This is a genomic window from Burkholderia sp. E168m22 (assembly GCF_001319805.1).
GTDB classification, from domain to species: domain Bacteria; phylum Pseudomonadota; class Gammaproteobacteria; order Burkholderiales; family Burkholderiaceae; genus Burkholderia; species Burkholderia orbicola.
Genome location: NZ_BBSK01000074.1, coordinates 12,244 through 33,562, shown reverse-complemented (window position 1 = coordinate 33,562; position 21,319 = coordinate 12,244). Strand labels below are relative to the sequence as shown.

Sequence of the window (21,319 nt, the reverse complement as noted above, 5' to 3'; positions counted from 1 at the left end):
CCGGCGCAGGTGCTGCGGCACTTGCCCGGTTCCGTGTTGCACGGCGCACGGTCACGTCGTTGCGTGCCGCGTTTGCCGCGCTGCCCTCGTGCCTGTCTCGTGTGCCTGCTTGTTCGACCGTTTGTTCGACTGCGTGATGCCGGATGGGCGCACGTCGCGGCTCACAGCTGCCGCGCGATCACCATCCGCTGCACTTCGCTGGTGCCTTCGTAAATCTGCGTGATGCGCGCGTCGCGATAGTGACGCTCGACTTCGTAATCGACCAGGTAGCCGTAGCCGCCGTGGATCTGGATCGCATCCGAACACACGCGCTCGGCCATCTCGGACGCGAACAGCTTCGCCTGCGACGCTTCCGACAGACACGGCAGCCCGGCCGTGCGCAGCTTCGCCGCGTGATGCACGAGCAGGCGCGCGGCGTTGATCTGCACGGCCATGTCGGCGAGCTTCTGCTGGATCGCCTGATGCTCGGCGATCGGCTTGCCGAACTGCACGCGCTCGCCCGCATAGCGGCGCGCCTTGTCGAACGCGGCGCGCGCGATGCCGAGCGCCTGCGCGGCGATGCCGATGCGCCCGCCTTCGAGGTTCGACAGCGCGATCTTCAACCCTTCGCCGCGATTGCCGAGCAGGTTCTCTTCCGGAATCGCGCAGTTCTCGAACGTGATCGGGCACGTATCCGATGCGCGGATGCCCATCTTCTTCTCGGGCTTGCCGACGATGAAGCCGGGCGTGTCGGTCGGCACCAGGAACGCGGAAATGCCGCGCTTGCCGGCTTCCGGGTCCGTCATGGCAAAAACGATCGCGACACCGGCGCGCTGGCCGTTGGTCACGAACTGCTTCGCGCCGTTCAGCACCCATTGGCCGTCGCGCAGTTCGGCCCGCGTGCGCAGGTTGTTCGCCTCGGAACCGGCATGCGGCTCGGTCAGGCAGAATGCGCCGATCACGCGGCCGGCCGCCATGTCGGCCAGCCAGCGATCCTTCTGCGCGGGCGTGCCGAAGCCGAGGATCGGCCCGCAGCCGACCGAGTTGTGCACGCTCATCATCGTCGCGCACGCGGCGTCGCCGGCCGCGACTTCCTCCATCGCCAGCGCATACGCCACGTAATCCGTATACGAGCCGCCCAGTTCCTGCGGCACGATCATCCCGAGCAGGCCGAGCTCGCCGAGCTGCGCGACGATCGCGTCGGGCAGGTGCGCGTCGTGGTCCCACTGCGCGGCGTTCGGCGCCAGCATCTCGGTGGCGAAAGCGCGCGCGGCGTCGCGGATCATCCGCTGATCTTCGGTGTAAAGCTCGTCCATGGTGCTGCAGTCTCCCGCGGCCGCCGGGCGCGACCGTCCTTGCGTTTCGATGCAACAAGTGTAGGCAAGCGCGCGCGACTGTTCGATGCTCGCGTCGCTCATTTACACTGAGCGTTTTTGCCACACCGGCGACACCGATGAAGCAGGAAGACAAGGGAACCGTCGCGATCAGCCTCGTCGCGCACAGCGTGTCGCTGGCCACGCGGCGCGGCGTCGCGGCCGAGCCGCTGCTCGCGCAGGCCGGCATCGCGCCCGCGCTGCTCGCGCAGCCGCGCGCACGCGTGTCCGCGCAGCAATACGGCGCGCTGTGGAACGCGATCGCGCGCACGCTCGACGACGAGTTTTTCGGGCAGGATCGCCATCCGATGCGCAGCGGCAGCTTCATCGCGATGAGCCAGGCGGCGCTGTCCGCACGCGACGGGCTGCACGCGATGGCGCGCGCGGTGAACTTCATGCACTGCGTGCTCGACGACCTGCACGCGGAGCTCGACGCGAACCCGCAGCGCGTGCGGCTGCGTTTCGTGCACCGCAACAACGGCGCGACGCCCGCGATGTTCACGTACGCGACCTATTTCATCATCGTGTACGGGCTCACCTGCTGGCTGATCGGCCGGCGCATACCGCTGCTGCACGCGAGCTTCCGCTGCGATACGCCGCCGGCCGACCACGAATACCCGTCGATGTTCTGCGACGACATGCGGTTCAACGAGCCCGATTCGTATGTCGATTTCGATCCCGAATTCGCGACGCTGCCGGTCGTGCAGAACGCGAAGACGCTGAAAACGTTCCTGCGCAACGCGCCGGCCAGCTTCATCGTCAAGTACCGCAACCCGAACGCGCTCGCGCAGCGGGTGCGCGCGGTGCTGCGCGGAATGCCGCCCGCCGCGTGGCCGGGCGCGGGCGGGATGGCCGCGCGGCTGCACGTGGCCGAAGCCACGCTGCGCCGCAAGCTGCATCAGGAAGGCCACGCGTACCAGTCGATCAAGGACACGCTAAGGCGCGATCTCGCGTTCGAGGCGCTGGCCGACCCGGCCCGCACGATCGCCGACGTCGCGGCCGCGACCGGTTTCGCGGAGCCGAGCGCGTTCTACCGCGCGTTTCGCAAGTGGAGCGGGCGCAGCCCGGCCGAGTTTCGGGAAGAAGCGCTCGCGCGCGGCGGCGGCGCCGGCTGAATGCGCGGCCAGTCCTGCCTCGCCTTCGCGCTTTCGGCCGAAACCGCCTAATCTTCAAGCATCGGGCCCACGCCCTTTCCGCCAGCCGGACGGCACGCGGCCGCGCGCCGCCCGGACGTCCCGATGCGCTTTCATCGTCATGGCCCGCCGCCGGCGCCTGCCGCGCCCGACGGCCGCCCCCGTCACCCGCTGTCCGCGCGGGTCGCGCGCGCCGCGCTGTTCGCGGCGCTGCTCGTCGTGTGCGCCGCGGTTGCCGCGCCGCCAGCGGCCGACGCGCCCGCCGCGCACCCGGTCGTCGTGATTCCCGTCAACGGCGCGATCGGGCCGGCCAGCGCCGATTTCATCGTGCGTTCGCTCGACCGTGCGGCCCGCGAGCACGCGCCGCTCGCGATCCTGCAGCTCGACACGCCCGGCGGCCTCGATACGTCGATGCGGCAGATCATCAAGGCCATCCTCGGCTCGCCGGTGCCGGTCGCCGCGTTCGTCGCGCCGGGCGGCGCGCGGGCGGCGAGCGCGGGCACCTACATCGTCTATGCGAGCCACGTCGCGGCGATGGCGCCCGGCACCAACCTCGGCGCGGCGTCGCCCGTGCAGTTCGGCATCGGCGGTGGCGCACCGCCGGGCGCGAATCCCGGTGCACCGCGACCGACTGGCGCATCGGGTGCGTCCGGTGCGTCTGGCGTGTCGGACGCGGCCGCCATGCTGCTGACCGACACGCAATCGACCGAGATCCGCAAGGCGATGCAGGACGCGTCCGCATACATCCGCGGCCTCGCGCAATTGCGCGGACGCAACGCCGAATGGGCCGAGCGCGCGGTGCGCGAGGCCGTGAGCCTGTCGGCGAACGAGGCGCGCGCGCAGCATGTGGTCGACCTGATCGCGCAGGACCCGGCCGATCTCGCGCGCCAGCTCGACGGCCGCGCGGTGACGACGACCGCCGGCACGCTGCATCTGGCGACCGCGCACGCGCCGCTCGTCGTGCTCGCGCCCGACTGGCGCAGCCGCTTCCTCGCGATCATCGCCGATCCGAACGTCGCGCTGATCCTGCTGACGATCGGCATCTACGGCCTCTTCTTCGAATTCGCGAACCCCGGTTTCGTGCTGCCGGGCGTCGCCGGCACGATCTGCCTGCTGGTCGGGCTGTTCGCGATGCAGTTGCTGCCGGTCAGCTATGCGGGCCTCGGCCTCGTATTGCTCGGGCTCGGCTGCCTCGTCGCGGAGGCGTTCCTGCCGACCTTCGGCGTGCTGGGGTTCGGCGGCATCGTCGCGTTCACGATCGGCGCGCTGATGCTGATCGACACCGACGTGCCCGGCTACGGGATTCCGTGGCCCGTGATCGCGAGCCTCGCGCTCGGCGGCGCGCTGCTCGTCGCGGGCGTGTCGAGCGTCGCGCTGCGCGCGCGGCGGCGCCCGGTCGTGACGGGCGCCGAGGCGATGCTCGGCAGCATCGGCGAAGTGCTCGACGACGGCCTGCAGCCGGACCAGCCGCCAGGCGCGGCCGGTGCACCCTCGTCGGCCGCCGGCTGGGCGCGCGTGCACGGCGAGCGCTGGCGCGTGGCGAGCAGCACGCCGCTGGCCGCCGGCTGCCGCGTGCGCGTCACCGGCCGCCACGGGCTGACGCTGACGGTTGCGCCGCTCTACGACGCGCCCGCCCCCGCCCATCCGCAGGGAGAACCTTCATGATCGGTTACACGTTCGGCTTCAGCAGCGTCCTCGTCGTCTTCGTCGTGGTGCTCGTCGCGTCGTCGATCCGCATCTTTCGCGAGTACGAGCGCGGCGTCGTGTTCATGCTCGGCCGGTTCTGGAAAGTGAAGGGGCCGGGGCTGGTGCTGATCATCCCGATCGTCCAGCAGGTCGTGCGGATCGACCTGCGCACCGTCGTGTTCGACGTGCCGGCGCAGGACGTGATCACGCGCGACAACGTGTCGGTGAAGGTCAATGCGGTCGTGTATTTCCGCGTCGTCGATCCGGAGAAGGCCGTGATCCAGGTCGCGCGCTTCTTCGAGGCGACGAGCCAGCTCGCGCAGACGACGCTGCGCGCGGTGCTCGGCAAGCACGAACTCGACGCGCTGCTCGCCGAGCGCGAACAATTGAACGCGGACATCCAGAAGACGCTCGACGCGCAGACCGATGCGTGGGGGATCAAGGTGTCGACGGTCGAGATCAAGCACGTCGACCTGAACGAGACGATGATCCGCGCGATTGCGCGGCAGGCGGAAGCCGAGCGCGAGCGGCGCGCGAAGGTGATTCATGCGGAAGGTGAGCTTCAGGCGTCGGAGAAGCTGCTGCAGGCCGCGCAGCGGCTCGCGCTGCAGCCGCAGGCGATGCAGTTGCGCTATCTGCAGACGCTGACGACGATCGCGGCGGACAAGAATTCGACGATCGTGTTTCCGCTGCCGGTCGATCTGCTGGGGGCGTTGCTGGATCGGCTGGGCCCGTCGCGCGAGCCTTAAGACGCGCGTGCGCCGTCCCGCAAGACGCCGCGGGCCGATGTCGATGAGCGCGGGAGCCGCGGCCCGCGCCCGGCGGCCAGCGCCCGCCCGCGTCAGGCCAGCAGCTTGCGCTCGGCCTTGCCGTACTTGATCGACTTCTCGTCCGGAATCATCAGCCCCGTATGCTCGTCGCGGCCCTGCAGCAGGAAACGCGCGTCCGGGTTGCCGATCTGTTCGGCCGCGAGCTTGCTGTCCGCGCCGATCTCGCCCTTCTTCATCCGGTTGACGATCACGCCGGCCGCGGTGTCCTTGAAATCGCGCAGCATCCACGCGTCGCCATCGCTGTCGCCGAATACCAGCAGCGGCCCGTAGCCCTTCTTCGACACGAGCACGTTGCGAATGCCCACCGTCTTGCCGGGCCCCCAGTTGAAGTGCCAGCCGGCCGGATAGGTGCTCGTGTACTTGCCGTCCTGCATGTCGAGACGCAAGCCGATCACGTTCTCCGGCGGCACGCCATAGCCATAGTTCGGATTGCCGGCGAACACGCGCACGACGTCGTCGAGCGACGCGGTGCTCACGTACACGTCGATGCCGTTCGCCCGCAGCGTATGCATCACCGCGCGGATTTCCTCGTGAATGCGGATGCCGTGGAAATGCGTATCGGCCACCACGCCGGCCTTGCCCGGCAGCGTCTTCGGGCTTTCGTAGCGGACCTTGCGCAGCGCGTCGCCGATCCCGTAGTTGTTCGACGCTTGCGCCATCGCCTGCAACTCGGCGGTCGTCATGTTCTGGTAGAAGTAGATGATCCACTTGTAGCCGATTTCGAGCGGATGCGTGTCGCAGATCGCGTCGTACATGAAGTACAGCTTCGCGCGGAAATCCTTGAACTGGTCGGTCTCGCGGATCTCGTCGAGGCTCTTGTCGCCGCCGAAGCCCTGGTAGTTCGCATGGAGCCAGCGGTAGTCGGACTCGACGTCGGCCGCGAGGTCCTCCATCGTCACCGGCTTGCCGTCGACGGTCGTGTAGTCCTTCATGAACGCGCCCTTCGGCACGTCCTTCCACATCACGGCGACGAATTCGTCCGGCGTCAGCTTGTACTGCAGATGGTTGATCTGGTACATCAGCAACGCCTCTTCGCAGTCGTTCATGATGCACGTGTTGTCCCAGTCGAACACCGCATACGGGCGGCGCTTTGCGTCGTAGCGGGCGCTCGCGACGCCATGCTGGTCGAGCACCGCCTGCAGGCGCGCGGCGTTGAACGGCGACCAGCGGCCGGGGTCCAGCGCGTCCGGGGCGGTTGCGCTCTTCGCGCCGGCGATGCCGGCCTTGAGCATCAGCGGCGTCGCAGCGGTCGCCGCGGCAAGGGTGTTCATGAACTGGCGGCGTTGCATGGTCTCTCCGTTGAAATGCCGAATCGGCTTCGGTCGCTGCCCCGCGCGACGCGCGACACACCGGCCTCGCGAAGCCGCAAAGGCTTCGAATCGGGGCGGATGATGTGACGAAATTATTTCGGCAATTTGACAGCGTCCCACCGTGACACGACGGGGAGTTGATCCGGCGCGACATGCCGGGCCGTGTGGAAGCCTTGCCTGGCGCGATCCCTGTCGACTTCCCTGCTGAGGACGCACGGACAAGCGACGCCCATCCAGCCCCGAGCGCCTGAAATCTAGAGCTTCCCCTCCATTTCGGCCCTTCATTAGGAGAAGTCCTCATCTCCAAGGGCTGGCGCGCGACCGCGAACCGGCTATGATCATTACATTACTCAATGACACATTAAATGCTGACTGAATAAGCCGTATGACGATGGACGCCGGCGGATGCATCCAGATCAGCACCCCAAGCCTTGCCCAGGACCCGCCCTACGCCGACACGCAAACGCGGGCCGACACATGGAGACGCATCATGACCGCCCACCATCCGCTGCCGGAAGTCCACCTCGACGAGCTGCCGCAATTCCGCGCGGTCCAGCAACTGGCCTACCGCTGCGTCGAAACCGTCGGCGCGATGCTCTACCCCGGCATCACCGAGAAGGAGGCCGCGCGCCTCCTGACCGAATGGCTGCAGGACAACGGCGTGCACGACTGGCTGCACAAGCCGTTCGCGTGGTTCGGCGACCGCACCGCGTTCGAGGGCTTCTCGGGCCTCAAGCACATGGGCGGCTTCAATCTCGCGTTCTTCCCGAGCAACCGCCAGCTCGAAACCGACATGCCGGTGATCCTCGACGTCGCGCCGGTGCTCGACGGCATCGTCGCCGACGTCGGCTACGCGCACTGCCTGGGCCGCAACCCGATCCTCGAGCAGTTGCAGGACGACCTGATGGACCATCGCGACATGATCGTGCGGCTCGTGAAGGCGCGCCGGCCGATGGCGGAAGTCGCGCAGGAAGTCGACGCGCTGTGCCGCCGCCAGGGCGTCGAGCCGCGCCACAAGGCCTATCCGTTCAAGGTGCTCGCGCATCGCGTCGCGAAGATCCACAAGCTGTCGAAGCCGCGCTTCGTCGCGCGCTTCGGGCTGAACGCGACACGCAACCTGCTGCTCGACCAGGGCCGCGCGGCGAAACAGCAGGGCTGGTCGCCGCTGTGGTCGATCGACCGCCGCTCCGAGCATGCGCCGGTGCCGGGCCTGTGGGCCGTCGAGCCGCATCTCGGCTTCGCCGGCGTCGGCGCGAAATTCGAGGAGCTGCTCGTGATCACCGACGACGACGCGTACTGGCTCGACGAGGATCTGCCGCACGTGCGCCGCTGGCAGCGCCGCCAGGCCGAGCGCGCGCAGGCTGCGTCGACCTTGTCGGCCGCCGCCTGACGAACCACCCACCTCCCGACTCCCTGAACGACGGACTCACGATGCAGCCTCTTTCCGACGAAGCGCCGCTGGCCCTGTTCGAATCGGTTCACAGCGAAACGGCGGTCGCCTCCGGCGACCTGACGCTCGCGGTCCGGACCTGGGGCGACCCGGCCCGCTCGCCGGTCGTGCTGGTACACGGTTATCCCGACGACAGCAGCGTCTGGCAGCACGTCGCGCCGCTGCTCGCGCGCCGGCACTACGTGATCGCGTACGACGTACGCGGCGCGGGCTTGTCGGGCGTGCCGACGCGCACGGCCGACTACCATCTCGCGAAGCTGACCGACGATTTCGTCGCGGTGATCGATGCGCTCTGCCCCGGCCGCGCCGTGCATCTGGTCGCGCACGACTGGGGCTCGATCCAGGGCTGGGAATTCGTCACCGATCCGCGCCTGGCCGGCCGCATCGCGTCGTACACGTCGTGCTCGGGGCCGTGCCTCGACCACGTCGGCTTCTGGCTGCGCGAACGCGTGCTGCACCCGACGCCCGCGTCGCTGGCGAAGCTCGGCGGCCAGCTCGTGCGTTCGTGGTACGTCTATCTGTTCCACCTGCCGTTCATCCCCGAGCTCGGCTGGCGGCTGTGGCTCGGCCGCGCGTGGCCGAGCCTGTTGCGCCGGCTCGAGAAAACGCCCGCCGCGCCACGCCCGACCCAGGCCGACGACGGCGCGCACGGCGTACGGCTCTATCGCGCGAACTTCATCCGCTGCCTGTTCGCGCCGCGCGAACGCTACGCGCACGCACCGGTGCAGACGATCGTGCCGCTCGGCGACAAATACGTGAGCCCCGCGCTGTCCGAGAACCTGTCGCGCTGGGTGCCGCAGTACTACCGCCGCGAAGTCGCGGCCGGCCACTGGCTGCCGCTCGCCGATCCCGCGCGCTTCGCGGCGCTCGCCGAGCAATTGATCGACGCGGTCGAATCCGGCGACGAACCGCCCGCGCTCGCGAACGCGCGCCGTCGCGCCACCAGCGGACGCTTCAGCGGCAAGGTCGCGGTCGTCACCGGCGCGGGCAGCGGGATCGGCCGCTGCGCGGCGCTGGCCTTCGCACGCGAAGGCGCGACGATCGTCGCCTGCGACATCGATCTCGCGAGCGCCGAACGCACCGCGCTGCTGATCGGGCTGACCGGCGCCCAGGCCCATGCGAAACGCGTCGACGTCGGGTCCGCCGACGAGATGGAAGCGCTCGCGGCGTGGGTCGGCAGCGAACTCGGCGGCGCGGACGTCGTGATCAACAACGCGGGCATCGGCATGGCCGGCGGCATCCTCGACACGAGCGCGCGGCACTGGGAGCGCATCCTGCACGTGAACCTGTGGGGCGTGATCCACGGCTCGCGGCTGTTCGCGCAGCAGATGGCCGCGCGCGGCACCGGCGGGCACATCGTCAACACCGCGTCGGCCGCCGCGTTCGGCCCGTCGCGCGACCTGCCCGCGTATGCGACGACGAAGGCCGCGGTGCTGATGCTCAGCGAATGCATGCGCGCGGAACTCGCGGAGCAAGGCATCGGCGTGACGGCCGTGTGCCCCGGTTTCGCGGAAACCGGAATCATGGCGTCGACGCACTACGCGGGCGCCAACGCACAGGACGAAGCGCGGCTGCGCAAGCGCGCGACGAAGCTGTACCAGATGCGCGGCCTGAAACCGGAAACCGTCGCGCAGGCGATGGTCGACGGCGTGCTGCGCAACCGCCCCGTCGTCGCGGTCGGCGGCGAAGCGCACGCGCTGCGCTTCGTCGGCCGCTTCATGCCGTGGCTGGGCCGGATGATCGCCCGCGTCAGCATGGCATCGCATTGACGGCGCACGACGCCGCACAGGGAGACAACATGACCGATACCGCCGACTATCACAAGATCAAGGCCCGGCACGTGAAGTTCGACTTCAGCGACACGCCGGTCACCTGGGTGCCGAACGATCCGGGCAGCACGCACATCATCAACACGCTGAACCTGCTGTTCCCGGAAGGCGAGCTGTGGTTCTGCCGCGTGTACAACAAGGCGCTGCCGCTGATCACCGATGCACGCCTGCGCGACGAAGCCGAAGGCTTCCTGCGGCAGGAAGCCGTGCATTCGCGCTCGCACGGCGGCGTGCTGAAGCACTACTACGACCGCCACGGCATCGACACGAAGCCGTTCACGCAGAAGCTCAACCGCCTGTTCACGCGCGTGCTGGGCGAGCAGCCGCTGGGGCTGAAGATCGGCCATACGCGCTTCTGGCTGCGGCAGCAGCTGGCCGTGATCGCGTCGCTCGAGCATTTCTTCGGCTATCTCGGCAACTGGGTGCTCAACGCGCACGGTCTCGACGAAGGCCGCGCCGACCCGACGATGGTCGACCTGCTGCGCTGGCATGGCGCCGAGGAAGTCGAGCACCGCACCGTCGCGTTCGACATCTACCGTCACATGGGCGGCACCTATCCGGAACGCTGCGTGCACATGGCGTTCGTGATCCTGCTGCTGCTCTACTACATCACGACTGGTGCGAAGTTCATGTACCGGCGCGACCCGGACGCCGGCCGCTACCCGGGCTTCGTGCTCGCGTGGTGGCGGGGTTCGCGACGCGGGCACCTGCCGTCGTTCTGGAAGGTGATCGGCGCGGCGCTGCGCTATTTCAAGCCGGGCTATACGCCGCACCACGAAGGTTCGACCGAGCAGGCGCTCGCCTACCTCGCCCGCTCGCCGGCCGCGCAGGCGGCCGCGCACGGCGGCAACTGGGGCGCGGCGAAAGGGGCGTGACCGGGCTTCCGGCCGGCTCGGCGGGCGGCGCCCGCCGAAATGCGTACAATCGCGGCTTCAATTTCCCGGAGGTGCCGCGATGGCCATGAAGAAAACCGATCTCGAAAAGAACAAGGCGCTCAAGCTGACGCACGCGATGAAACAGTCGAGCTCCGCGCGTTTCGGCAAGGGCGCCGACGAAGCGGCCAAGCTGGACCGCCGCGCGCAGCGCAAGCTCGACCAGGAACAGGGCCTCGTGCCGTTCGCGTGCAAGCTCAACGCCGAGCTCGTCGAGCAACTGAAGGCGCGCGCGGCCACGCACCCGGAAGGGATGACGGGCCTGCTGTCCGAACTGCTCGTGAACGGCCTCGCGCAACGCGACGCGTAACCGCCACGTATCTCGAAATTTCCGTTGACAGCGCTGCGCCGCGACGACACACTCGTTCGCATGCCTACGTTCAAGCTCGTCGCCATCGCGATTCATTGCCCGGTGAACATTCGAAAGAATGGATCACGGGAGGCGCTTGTGCGTTAGCAATCGAGCAGTACCGCATGTCACACAAGGCCTCGCCGGAAACGGATGAGGCCTTTTTGTTCTGGTGCACGTCATCCGTCCGGCTCACTGAATGGAGCAGACGATGGACCAGGCAAGCCCCCTGTTCGAACGCCGCGATCGGCGCCCCGCCGGCACGATCGCATTACCGACCGTCGTGATCCGTTTCGCGGTCGCGCCGCGCACGACGATGACCTGGCGCGCGCCGCAGGACGCGGAGATCCGCGCGCACGGCGCGGCGCTGTGGATCACGCGCCCGCCGAATGTCGACGATTACTGGGTACAGCCCGGCGACGTGCTGCGCATCGCGCGCGGCGAGCGCATCTGGCTCGGCACCGATGCCGACCGGTCGGCCGAAGCGACGATCACGACCGCGTACGTGCGACGCGGCGAACGGGTCAGGCGCATGCTCGCGCAAGTGCAACGTTTGCTCGTCGGGATAGGGAGAAGGAGCGGATGAGCGGCGCGCCGTTACGCGTGCGTCAAGTACACGACACGCGCAACGGCCGCGACCGGAAACGGACGCACCCGCGGCGCAACGCGTCGCGGGTGCGCATCGAAGGACGCGGCACGCCGGTGCGTGCCGCGAGCGATCGCGCGCCGTGCGCAGCGAGAGGATGCAGCAGGTGCATCAGGTGCTGGCGGCGAGACGCGGGCCCGTGCTTCGTGGAGTGGAATCGAGGTCGGGACGTTGCGCGGCCTGCGAGGTCACCCACGGATCGATGCCCTGTTTCTGCACCTCTTCGAGGAATGACACACGTGTGCGCCAGTAATCCGCCTGTAATTTCGCATCGATGACGCGCTGTTCGGCTGCGAACAGTTCCATGCGCGCCGTCACGAGCATCGACGCAGCGGTTTTTTCCGGCGTGGGGGCGTGTCGCATCGCCCAACGGCTGATCCAGTTCAACATGCTGACCTCCGTGATTACGGACGAACCCGCATCGGGCAATCGCAGCCGGCCGTGCCTGCCCAAACGCGCAACGGCCTTGACCACCATTCACCGCCTGGCCTGCACGGACTGCAACTCCCCCGCATCGGCAATAACCGGCCGGCGTGTGCATGCGCGGTGTATCTATCCTAGAAAGACTTGCCGGTTTACGCGATGGGGTCTTGCAATCTTTTACACAGAAACCACAGTCGCGCCCGCATCGCGAAATGACGGTTGCGGACGGGACGGCTTCGGCGCACGATAATCCGATCCCTGCACCCGCCTGGCCTGACGAATGGCCGCTGCACGCCGCTGCCGCGCCGTGTATCCGCGCCGGCAGCACACGTGCGGACATGCGCACCCGCCGCCTGCACCGCGTTCGTGCAGCATGCGGGCGCTCCGTTTCAGTCGCATGTCATCGTGCACCGCCCGCGCGCAACGCAGCCGGCGTGCCGTTGCGCACGCATCGGCCCGTTTCTCCCACCTGCCCCGCGTCGTTTCCATCGTTTCAGCCATTTCTGCCGGCCCATGCCGCGCGAACCGGTAAAATGCGCGCCTTCGCCGCACGGGCGGGCCGCCAGACCGTTCGCGCGCAGGCAACCGATCGTGCCCTCCAACTATATCGTCCGAGCTATCCGCGCTATTACAATCCGCCGATAGCCGGACAATAGTGGCTGGTTACAGTTAGCCGGCCGCGCTGCCTGTACAACAATTCGGCACAACAATCAACACGACAACCCGACCGGAGAAACGCCTTCATGGAATCCATCAAGCGGTATTTCGGCTTCGCTGAAGCCGGCACCGATTTCCGCACCGAAATACTCGCGGGCGTCACCACGTTCCTGACGATGGCCTACATCATCTTCGTCAACCCCGCGATCCTCGGCGACGCCGGCATGCCGAAGGAATCCGTGTTCGTCGCGACCTGCCTCGTCGCGGCGCTGGCGTCGATCATCATGGGGCTGTACGCGAACTACCCGATCGCCTGCGCGCCCGGCATGGGCCTGAACGCGTATTTCGCGTACACGGTCGTCAAGGGGATGGGCTTCACGTGGCAGGCGGCGCTCGGCGCGGTGTTCATCTCCGGCTGCCTGTTCCTGCTCGTCACGCTGTTCCGCGTGCGCGAGGCGATCGTCAACGGCATTCCGAAATCGCTGCGGATTTCCATTACCGCCGGTATCGGCCTGTTCCTCGGCATCATCTCGCTGAAGACGTCGGGCGTGATCGTCGGCAACCCGGCCACGCTCGTCACGCTCGGCGACCTGCACAAGCACGAGACGATCCTCGCGATCGTCGGCTTCTTCACGATCGTCACGCTCGACCACCTGCGCGTGCGCGGCGCGATCCTGATCGGCATCATCGGCGTAACGATCCTGTCGTTCTTCTTCGCCGGCAACCAGTTCCACGGCGTGTTCTCCGCGCCGCCGTCGATCGACGCGACGCTGTTCAAGCTCGACATCGGCGCCGCGCTGTCGACCGGCATCATCAACGTGATCCTCGTGTTCTTCCTCGTCGAGCTGTTCGACGCGACCGGCACGCTGATGGGCGTCGCGAATCGCGCGGGGCTGCTCGTCGAAGGCAAGATGAACCGCCTGAACAAGGCGCTGCTCGCCGACAGCACGGCGATCGTCGCGGGCTCGGTGCTCGGTACGTCGTCGACCACCGCGTATATCGAAAGCGCGTCGGGCGTGCAGGCCGGCGGCCGCACCGGCGTGACGGCCATCACCGTCGCGGTGCTGTTCCTCGCGTGCCTGTTCATCGCGCCGCTCGCCGGCGTCGTGCCGGCGTACGCCACGGCGCCCGCGCTGCTGTACGTGTCGTGCCTGATGCTGCGCGAAATGGTCGAAGTACCGTGGGACGATGCGACGGAAGCCGTGCCGGCCGCGCTGACCGCGCTGCTGATGCCGTTCACGTACTCGATCGCGAACGGCGTCGCATTCGGCTTCATCGCGTACGGCGGCCTCAAGCTGCTGACGGGCCAGGGCCGCACGGTCAAGCCGATCGTCTGGATCATCGCGGCCGTGTTCCTGTTCCGCTTCTTCTATCTCGGCAGCGAGTAAGCGAAGCGCATCGCACGATGAAACGAAAAAACGCCACCTTCGGGTGGCGTTTTCACTGTGCGTGCCGTGCCGCCTTGTCCACGTGGATCAAGGCGTTGCGACGCCCTTGAGCTCCGCATCGTACAGCCGCTGGGCCAGCGTCGAATCGAGCGTCTTGACGCGGCGATACAACTGCACCGCGTCATCGACCCGCCCGGTGCGGCGATAAGCGACCGCCAGGTTGGCCATGATTTGCGCGTCATCGGGATACGCGCGGTTCATTTCCTCGAAGATCCCGACTGCCGCATCGGGCCGCTTGCCGCGATTCGCCGCGATGCCCATCGCCTCCCGCGCCAACCGGTTCGACGGATCAAGCTTCAATGCATGCGCAGCCGCGGCCGACGCTTCGTCGGGCTGACCAATCTCGTTCAGTTCGCCCGCGAGCACCACCCACCCCGCCGCCAGCGATTCGTCCAGCGCAACCGCGCGCCGGAACGATGCGACGGCATGCACATGCTGGCCCAGTTGCGCCAGCGTCACGCCGTGCATCCGCCACGCCCTCGCGTCGCTGTCGTTCAGCTTGAGGGACCGGTCGAGCGCGCTCAACGCATCGACATAGTTCGACTGTGTCATGTACAGCGCGCCGAGCCGCAACCAGTATTCAGCATTGTCCGGCGCCGCTTCAACCGCACTGTGCATCGCGCTGGACGCGTCGCCGGACTGGCCTTGCAGCGCATACGCCTGGGTCAGCGCGCCCTGGATGAGCGCGGTTGCGGCGGGATCGCCGCCCTTCTGCGCCTTCAGCGCGTGCTGGTAACTGGCGATCGCGTCCGCCAGGTGGCCGAGATCGTATTGCGCACGGCCGAGTGCGTACCAAAGCCGTGCATCGTCGGGAAAGGCCTTCAACCCGTCGTGCAGCACGCCGATGGTGGCCTGGGCATCCGGCTGCGTCGAGGCCAGCAGACTCCACGCATCGGCCTGGCGCGAACCGGACAGTTCATGTACCCCTCGTTCGAACCACGGTCGCGCACCGGCCTTGTCGCCGCGCCGCAAATACGCGATGCCGAGATTCATCCGCAGCATCGTGTCCGACGGATCGGCACGCATGCCGGCATGAAACGCGTCGAGTGCGCGATCCATCTGTCCCAGCTCGGCATAGGTGTTGCCGAGCGAAGACCAGCCAAATGCGTATGACGGATCGTTTTCGACCGAACGTCGATAGGCGGCCAGGCTGAGCGCGCCGCGATCGGGCAGCCGGCTCGTGCGGTAGGCATTGCCGAGGTTGTTCCACGCCCACGCGCTTTGCGGTCGCGCGGCCGTCCATGCAAGGTCATGGCGAATCAGCCCGTCGACGTCGTTTGCCACCGCGTACGCGCGCGCCTGGCTCATCCAGGCGGTCGCTTCGAGCGGCAGGTCGACGGCCGGCATCTTCGCTGCCACGGTCGCCATCCACTCGACTGGCAGGACCATGTAGAGCGACTCGGCACTGTCCGCTCGGACGCCCACCATGCCGATCAGATTGCCTTGCTCGTCGTAGACGCCGGCGCCCGGTTCGGGCAGGTGCGGCGGCGCCGGATTCGGCGACGCGAGCAGGCCGGAATGCACGCCGCCGTCCGCGGCCCATGCATGGCAGCACACGCGCAACGCAACGGGATCACGGCGGTCGAATCGCGCGCCCGCCAGATAGGCGGTCGTGGCCGCTTCCGGACTTCGCGCCGTCAACGGCACGGCGGCGACGTCGAGACCCGTCGCTTCGATGATGCAGATGTCCCGATCCTGGTTGCCCGCGACGAGTCGCGCGGGAAGACGGCGGCCATCGGCCGATGCAATGTCGAATGCCGGTCGGCCGGCGAGCCGATGACACGGCGTCGCGACGCGCCCCGGCGCCACGACGATGCCACCCGTCGTGACGTCGCCCGCGACGATGTCGACCTCACCGGGTGCGCGCCGACCGATCGCGTCGTCGTCCGATCCAACGGCCCCGTCGGCCATCGACATGCCGGCCGCGAGCAACCATGCGCCTGCCAGCAGACGGCGCGCCCTCCCCCATCCCGAACGATGCTCCACGTGCGGTGCCCTCTTTTTATTGTGTTGGAATTCGAATGATTTTCTCTGCGATCCTGACAAATCGAGACGCCGGTTCGTGTCGGCACACTAGCAGCCGCCCCGTTGCAGCATCAATCCGGTACCGCCCGCATACGAAAATGCCGCCCGACTCCGCCGAACGGCATTGCATGAAGGCCACGTCCGCGCGTGCGCCGCTCGCTTGTGCGCGCCGCCGGACGAGCGTCGTGTCGTCAGCGCCAGTTGGCCTCGTAGAAGCGCACGTAGCCGCTGCGCAGCGTCACGCATTGCGCCCGCGTTTCCGACAGCAGGCGCCGCGCGGCCGCCTCGATGCGCTCGCGGTGCTGGTCGAATGCACCGACCATGTCCTCGAAGCGCGGCGATGCCGCGCCGAAGTGGTCTTCCAGCGCCTCGGCGGTGATCTGACATTGGACGCGCTCGCCATTGACCAGTGCCGTGAACGCCAGCATCAGGTCACGCCCCGAATACTCCGGCTTCTCGTTCGTGAAATGGATCTGCATGGAGCCGCCTCGACCGGTAGAAAACGAATGACCGCGTCCGTCGTCCGCTACCGGCCGGACGAAATGTACGCGGGCTCGCCGGCGGAGGCCCCGGCCGCGGAGTGTGGCGCGGTCGATGCATGCCGGTTGAATTCCACTTTAGACGGTTTCGCGCGGGACACAAAAATTTCGGTGTGCGTCGTTCCGACGCGCATTTCGTCTGATCTGCGCGGCATCCGGCACCGTTTCGCCAATGGCCGTCAGTGCGGATCGGTCGGCCAGACGTTGAGCGCGATCGCGGCGGTCGTGACGCCCACCGCAATCGCGGCCGCCCCGTATCTCACCGCATCGGTCAGATCGAACAGCAGTCCGTGGATCGCCACGGCAATGCCGCCCAGCATGATGAAGGTGGCGATGGCCGCCAGCACGACTCTCAGTTCCGCCCGAACCATGATGCGTCTCCCGAACGGATGCATGTCGCGTCGCATGCATGTTGCACTGCGGAACACGGCGCGTGCGTGCTCCATTTCCATCATTGCAGGCGGGCGCCTGAAAGCAAGGGGATTTTGTCGGCAGTCGCGCATCGCACGTGGCGCTTGTATGATGATGCGTACCCGGACGGTCGGCTGTCGCGCCGAATGGTGCACCGCGAGCGGAGCCGCACTCCGCCGCCGATTCCGATCCGGTCGCCCCGACGGCCCCGGGAACAGGAGACAAACCATGCCGCAACCCTACGTGCTGCCCGCCACCACGGGTCGCACCGACCTGCTCGCGCAGGCGCATGCGCGTTCGACCGCGGTCGGCCTGCGCGCGCACGAACGCCCCGATTTCTCGCCGCTGTCGCGCATCGCGCTGCGCGAACTGCTCGACACGAACCACACGCTGTTCTCGCACGCCCGCCCGGTGATGGAGGACCTCCACGCGCAGATCGCCGAAACGCAAAGCCTCGTGCTGCTGACGGACGCCGACGGCGTGATCCTGCACAGCATCGGCGACGCGGACTTCATCGAGAAAGCCAACCGCGTCGCGCTGTGCAACGGCGTGTCGTGGGCCGAGGGCGCACGCGGCACCAACGCGATCGGCACCGCGCTCGCGTCGGGTCAGGCCGTGGTCGTGCACGGTGCCGAACATTTCCTGCGCGCGAACCACATCCTCACCTGCGCGTGCGCGCCGATCGTCGATCCGTTCGGCCGCACGCTCGGCACGCTCGACGTGAGCGGCGACCCGCGCGGCGCCAGCCCGCATACGCTCGCGCTCGTGCGGATGTCGGCGCAACTGATCGAGAACCACCTGTTCGCGAACCAGTGCGGCGAAGCGCTGCGGTTGCGCTTTCACGCCCACGAGGATTGCGTCGATTCGCTGTTCGCCGGGCTCGTCGCGTTCGGCCCCGACGGCGGCCTGATCGCCGCGAACCGCAGCGCCCAATTCCAGCTCGGCGCATCGTTCGATGCACTGCAGCATCAGGCCAGCGACGCGTTGTTCGGCATGCGCTTCGGCCAGCTCGCGCAGCAGGCCGCGCGCGCGCCGGGCGCCACGTTCCGCCTCACGCTGTCGACCGGCGTGCGCGTGCTCGCGCGCTGCGAATTTCCGGAAGCGCAGAAAACGACCGTCGCCGTCACGCCGCCGGCACCGGCCGCACGCGTGCGTGCGCCGGACCCCGATGCGATCACGTTCGCGACGCTCGACACCGGCGACGCGCGCATGGCCGCCGTGCTCGAACGCGTCGCGAAGATTCGCGGGCGCGACCTGCCGCTGCTGATCCTCGGGCAGACCGGCACCGGCAAGGAATGGCTCGCCCGCGCGCTGCACCAGGCGTCGCCGCGCGCGGACGGCCCGTTCGTCGCGGTCAACTGCGCGGCGCTGCCCGATTCGCTGATCGAGGCCGAGCTGTTCGGCTATGAAGACGGCGCGTTCACGGGCGCACGCAAGCGCGGCAGCCCCGGCAAGATCGCGCAGGCCGACGGCGGCACGCTGTTTCTCGATGAAATCGGCGACATGCCGCTCGCGCAGCAGGTGCGGCTGATGCGCGTGCTGCAGGAGCGCGCGGTAATGCCGCTCGGCGGCGCACGCGCGGTGCCGGTCGACGTGCGGGTGGTCTGTGCGACCCACCGCGACCTGCGCGCGATGATCGCGGAGGGCACGTTCCGCGAGGATCTGTTCTACCGGATCAACGGGCTCGCGGTCACGCTGCCGGCGCTTGCCGCGCGCACCGACCTGCCGGCCCTCGTCGAGCGCATCCTTGCGCGGCTCGCGCGCAGCGAGCCGATGCCGCGCCGTCTGGCGGCCGACGTGCTCGATGCGTTCGCGCGCCACCGCTGGCCCGGCAACCTGCGGCAGATGACCAACGTGCTGCGCACGGCCGGCATGCTCGCCGAAGACGAAGCCGAAATCACGCTCGCGCATTTGCCCGACGATTTCTGGCTCGACTGCGACGATGCGCCGGCTACGCCGACGGGCGACACGCCAGCCGTATCGCCCGCGTCGCCTGGCAGGCGCGAAGGCACGACGCTGCAAAGCCATCAGGCCGCGATGATCGACGCGGTGCTCGCGCGGCACGGCGGCAACGTATCGGCGGCCGCGCGCGAGCTCGGCCTCGCCCGCAATACCGTGTACCGGTATCTGCGGCGGCACTGACCCCCACGGCTGGCGGCCGTGGGCCGCCGGCGGGTTCGGGTATGCTTGGCGCGTTGCCGCCGAACCGCCACCCGCTTCCGTCATGACCGATCCAGATCACCCGCCCCTCGTGCGCATCGAGCCGCTCGGCGCGACCTTCGACGCGCCCGATTCGCTCACCCTGCTCGAAGCCGCCGCGTTCGCGCGCGTGTCGCTGCCGCGCTCGTGCCGCAACGGCACGTGCCGAAGCTGCCTTTGCCGGATCGTCAGCGGCAGCGTACGCTACACGATCGAATGGCCGGGGCTCTCCCGCGAGGAAAAAGCCGACGGCTATACGCTGCCGTGCGTGGCCGTCGCGACGTCGGACCTCGTGCTCGACGTGCCCGACGCGGTCATGCTCGACTAGACGCGGCGCGCGACCGCGCGCGTCGTCCTGCAACGCTCTATCCTGCATGGAGAACGTGATGGTCCAGCCAACCGATCGCATCGAAAAACAGACGCTGCTCGCCGCGTCGCCCGACCGCGTCTGGGCAGCCGTGAGCAATTCCGGCGAATTCGGCCAGTGGTTCGGCGTGTCGTTCGACGGCCCGTTCGAGGCCGGCCAGTCGCTGTTCGGCCGCATCACCCCCACCCGCGTCGACGACGACGTCGCCAAGGCGCAGGAGCCCTATGCGGGCACTGTGTTCGAAATCGTCGTCGACCGCATCGAACCCAAGCAACTGTTCTCGTTTCGCTGGCATCCGTTCGCGATCGATCCGGAATTCGATTATGCGTCCGAGCCGATGACGCTCGTCACCTTCACGCTCGCGCCGCAGGCCGGCGGCACGCTGCTCACGGTCACCGAAACGGGTTTCGACCAGTTGATCGAAGCGCGTCGCGCGACGGCGCGCGACATGAACGACCAGGGCTGGGCCGCGCAGATGACGCTGATCGCGAAGTACCTGGCGCAGCCCGCGTAGCGCGCCGCGATGCCGCACGTCGGTGCCGGCCGGCGAACCGGCGTGCGTGGCATAATCGGCCGCATCGTCGTCCACCCGCCGCCGCGCATCGCATGCTGAGTCGTCGCCTCCGGAAGATCGGCAGTCTGATCGGGATGCTCGCCATCCTGATGACGGCGCTCGCGCCGACGATCTCGCAGGCGCTGACCACGCAAGGGCGCGTCGACGCGCTGCTGGCCGGCTACTGTTCGTCCGCGCCGGCCGCCGGCACGCCGTCCGCCGATACGGCGACGAAAAGCCTGCAGGCCCATCTCCACGCATGCGGCTACTGCAGCCTGCTTGCCCATACCCCCGCGCTACCCGCCCCCGAACTGACGTTTGCGGCCCGCGTGCACGCGATCGAACATCGCGCGGCCACCCGCTTCGAAAGCCTGCGCCGCGCGCAGCCGCTCACGGCCGCGCAACCGCGCGCCCCGCCGTTCACGTCCTGATCCGTCGTCATTACGCGTGATGCCGTCGTGCATCACGTCGCCCGCGCACGCCGCCCGCGTGCGCGACGTGTCACGTTTCGAAGGACGATCATGTCTCACCCTGCCGCGCACGGCGTCGTGCCGCGCGCGTGGTTGGCCGTCTCCGGTTCGGATCGCCGCGCTCCGGCATTCGCCCGCATGCGAATGCCCGTCCTCGCACGTCCGCGCCGAGCGCCGCCGACATCGATGCCGTTCACGCGGCCGTCCGTCGAATCCGTCTTTTCCATCCGATTCGTCATTCGCTCATCCAGTCATGAAAACCACCACTTTCGTTCGCGGCGCACTCGCCGCACTCGGCTTCGTCGTTATCCACGCCGCTCATGCACATGCCCTTCCGAAAACGCAGGACCCGGCCCCCGACGCCACACTGTCGAGCGCGCCGCCCGCGGTCACGATCGAGTTCGGCGAAGCGCTCGAGCCCGCGTTCAGCTCGATCGCCGTGACCGACAGCCATGGGCAGTCGGTCGTCGACGGGAAGTCGGCCGTCGACGCCGGCAACCGGAAGCGGATGCACGTCGCACTGGCGAGCCTGAAGCCCGGCACCTACACGGTCGCATGGATCGCGGTGGCCAGCGACGGCCATCGCACGCACGGCCGCTACGCATTCACGCTGAAGTAACGCATGTCACGCACGCGATGCGCATCGGTGCTTCGTGCCGAGCACATTCGCATCGATGCCCGCGGCATCGCACCCAATCAGGAGAACACAT

20 protein-coding genes are annotated in these 21,319 nt (G+C 68.2%); 14 read left to right on the top strand and 6 right to left on the bottom strand.

Features of this window, described 5'->3' with window-relative positions:
- Positions 1-161: 161 nt before the first annotated feature.
- Positions 162-1,295, bottom strand: coding sequence for an acyl-CoA dehydrogenase family protein (locus AP428_RS17430; protein ID WP_011547202.1), 1,134 nt, complete (start codon positions 1,293-1,295; stop codon positions 162-164).
- 137 nt (positions 1,296-1,432) lie between these two features.
- Here AP428_RS17430 and AP428_RS17425 point away from each other — a divergent pair, with 137 nt between their 5' ends.
- The 3 genes from AP428_RS17425 to AP428_RS17415 all read left to right on the top strand — a co-directional run bounded on the left by AP428_RS17425 (position 1,433) and on the right by AP428_RS17415 (position 4,920).
- Positions 1,433-2,467 (top strand): AraC family transcriptional regulator, encoded by a 1,035-nt coding sequence (locus tag AP428_RS17425; RefSeq protein ID WP_011547201.1) that lies wholly within the window; start codon positions 1,433-1,435, stop codon positions 2,465-2,467.
- Between the two features lie 123 nt (positions 2,468-2,590).
- The gene (locus AP428_RS17420) at positions 2,591-4,150 is read left to right on the top strand and encodes a nodulation protein NfeD (RefSeq protein ID WP_011547200.1); all 1,560 of its coding nucleotides are present in this window, start codon (positions 2,591-2,593) and stop codon (positions 4,148-4,150) included.
- Entirely contained in the window at positions 4,147-4,920 is a 774-nt protein-coding gene (locus tag AP428_RS17415) for a slipin family protein (protein WP_011694808.1), read from the top strand. The genes AP428_RS17420 and AP428_RS17415 overlap by 4 nt, the downstream gene beginning before the upstream one ends.
- A 92-nt stretch (positions 4,921-5,012) precedes the next feature.
- On the opposite strand, the gene AP428_RS17410 is transcribed toward AP428_RS17415, so the two are convergent.
- Positions 5,013-6,290: an HAD family hydrolase gene (locus AP428_RS17410; protein ID WP_011694809.1), complete on the bottom strand. Its 1,278-nt coding sequence runs from the start codon at positions 6,288-6,290 to the stop codon at positions 5,013-5,015.
- Between the two features lie 511 nt (positions 6,291-6,801).
- Between AP428_RS17410 and AP428_RS17405 the strand changes: the two genes are divergently transcribed.
- The 5 genes from AP428_RS17405 to AP428_RS17385 all read left to right on the top strand — a co-directional run bounded on the left by AP428_RS17405 (position 6,802) and on the right by AP428_RS17385 (position 11,457).
- Positions 6,802-7,701: a M24 family metallopeptidase gene (locus AP428_RS17405; protein WP_011547197.1), complete on the top strand. Its 900-nt coding sequence runs from the start codon at positions 6,802-6,804 to the stop codon at positions 7,699-7,701.
- Between the two features lie 41 nt (positions 7,702-7,742).
- Entirely contained in the window at positions 7,743-9,530 is a 1,788-nt protein-coding gene (locus tag AP428_RS17400) for an SDR family oxidoreductase (RefSeq protein WP_011547196.1), read from the top strand.
- 29 nt (positions 9,531-9,559) lie between these two features.
- Positions 9,560-10,465 carry a metal-dependent hydrolase gene (locus AP428_RS17395; protein WP_011694810.1) on the top strand — a complete coding sequence of 302 codons (906 nt, stop codon included), beginning with the start codon at positions 9,560-9,562 and terminating at the stop codon, positions 10,463-10,465.
- Between the two features lie 79 nt (positions 10,466-10,544).
- A complete protein-coding gene (locus tag AP428_RS17390; RefSeq protein ID WP_006480754.1) occupies positions 10,545-10,832 on the top strand; it encodes a hypothetical protein in 288 nt (95 codons plus the stop codon).
- A gap of 250 nt (positions 10,833-11,082) precedes the next feature.
- The gene (locus tag AP428_RS17385; RefSeq protein WP_011547194.1) at positions 11,083-11,457 is read left to right on the top strand and encodes a DUF2917 domain-containing protein; all 375 of its coding nucleotides are present in this window, start codon (positions 11,083-11,085) and stop codon (positions 11,455-11,457) included.
- 171 nt (positions 11,458-11,628) lie between these two features.
- Here AP428_RS17385 and AP428_RS17380 read toward each other — a convergent pair whose 3' ends face one another.
- The gene (locus AP428_RS17380) at positions 11,629-11,907 is read right to left on the bottom strand and encodes a hypothetical protein (protein ID WP_006480752.1); all 279 of its coding nucleotides are present in this window, start codon (positions 11,905-11,907) and stop codon (positions 11,629-11,631) included.
- 776 nt (positions 11,908-12,683) lie between these two features.
- Here AP428_RS17380 and AP428_RS17375 point away from each other — a divergent pair.
- Positions 12,684-13,985, top strand: coding sequence for an NCS2 family permease (locus tag AP428_RS17375; RefSeq protein WP_006480751.1), 1,302 nt, complete (start codon positions 12,684-12,686; stop codon positions 13,983-13,985).
- Between the two features lie 87 nt (positions 13,986-14,072).
- Here the strand turns inward: AP428_RS17375 and AP428_RS17370 are convergent, their stop codons facing one another.
- The 3 genes from AP428_RS17370 to AP428_RS17360 form a co-directional block, all read right to left on the bottom strand.
- Positions 14,073-16,031, bottom strand: a complete 1,959-nt coding sequence (locus AP428_RS17370) for a serine protease (RefSeq protein WP_011547192.1) — start codon at positions 16,029-16,031, stop codon at positions 14,073-14,075.
- A gap of 230 nt (positions 16,032-16,261) precedes the next feature.
- Entirely contained in the window at positions 16,262-16,549 is a 288-nt protein-coding gene (locus tag AP428_RS17365) for a DUF1488 domain-containing protein (RefSeq protein ID WP_006480750.1), read from the bottom strand.
- A 239-nt stretch (positions 16,550-16,788) separates the two neighbouring features.
- On the bottom strand, positions 16,789-17,064 hold the full coding sequence (locus AP428_RS17360; RefSeq protein WP_023477572.1) for a DUF2964 family protein: 276 nt from the start codon (positions 17,062-17,064) through the stop codon (positions 16,789-16,791).
- 184 nt (positions 17,065-17,248) lie between these two features.
- Between AP428_RS17360 and AP428_RS17355 the strand changes: the two genes are divergently transcribed.
- The 5 genes from AP428_RS17355 to AP428_RS17330 all read left to right on the top strand — a co-directional run bounded on the left by AP428_RS17355 (position 17,249) and on the right by AP428_RS17330 (position 21,228).
- On the top strand, positions 17,249-19,162 hold the full coding sequence (locus AP428_RS17355) for a sigma-54-dependent Fis family transcriptional regulator (RefSeq protein WP_011547190.1): 1,914 nt from the start codon (positions 17,249-17,251) through the stop codon (positions 19,160-19,162).
- A gap of 82 nt (positions 19,163-19,244) precedes the next feature.
- Positions 19,245-19,547, top strand: a complete 303-nt coding sequence (locus AP428_RS17350; RefSeq protein WP_006480747.1) for a 2Fe-2S iron-sulfur cluster-binding protein — start codon at positions 19,245-19,247, stop codon at positions 19,545-19,547.
- 58 nt (positions 19,548-19,605) lie between these two features.
- Positions 19,606-20,100, top strand: coding sequence for an SRPBCC family protein (locus AP428_RS17345; protein ID WP_011547189.1), 495 nt, complete (start codon positions 19,606-19,608; stop codon positions 20,098-20,100).
- A 92-nt stretch (positions 20,101-20,192) separates the two neighbouring features.
- Entirely contained in the window at positions 20,193-20,570 is a 378-nt protein-coding gene (locus AP428_RS17340; protein ID WP_011547188.1) for a DUF2946 domain-containing protein, read from the top strand.
- Between the two features lie 292 nt (positions 20,571-20,862).
- Complete coding sequence (locus AP428_RS17330; protein ID WP_011547187.1) at positions 20,863-21,228, top strand: copper resistance protein CopC; 366 nt, start codon at positions 20,863-20,865, stop codon at positions 21,226-21,228.
- Positions 21,229-21,319 lie beyond the last annotated feature (91 nt).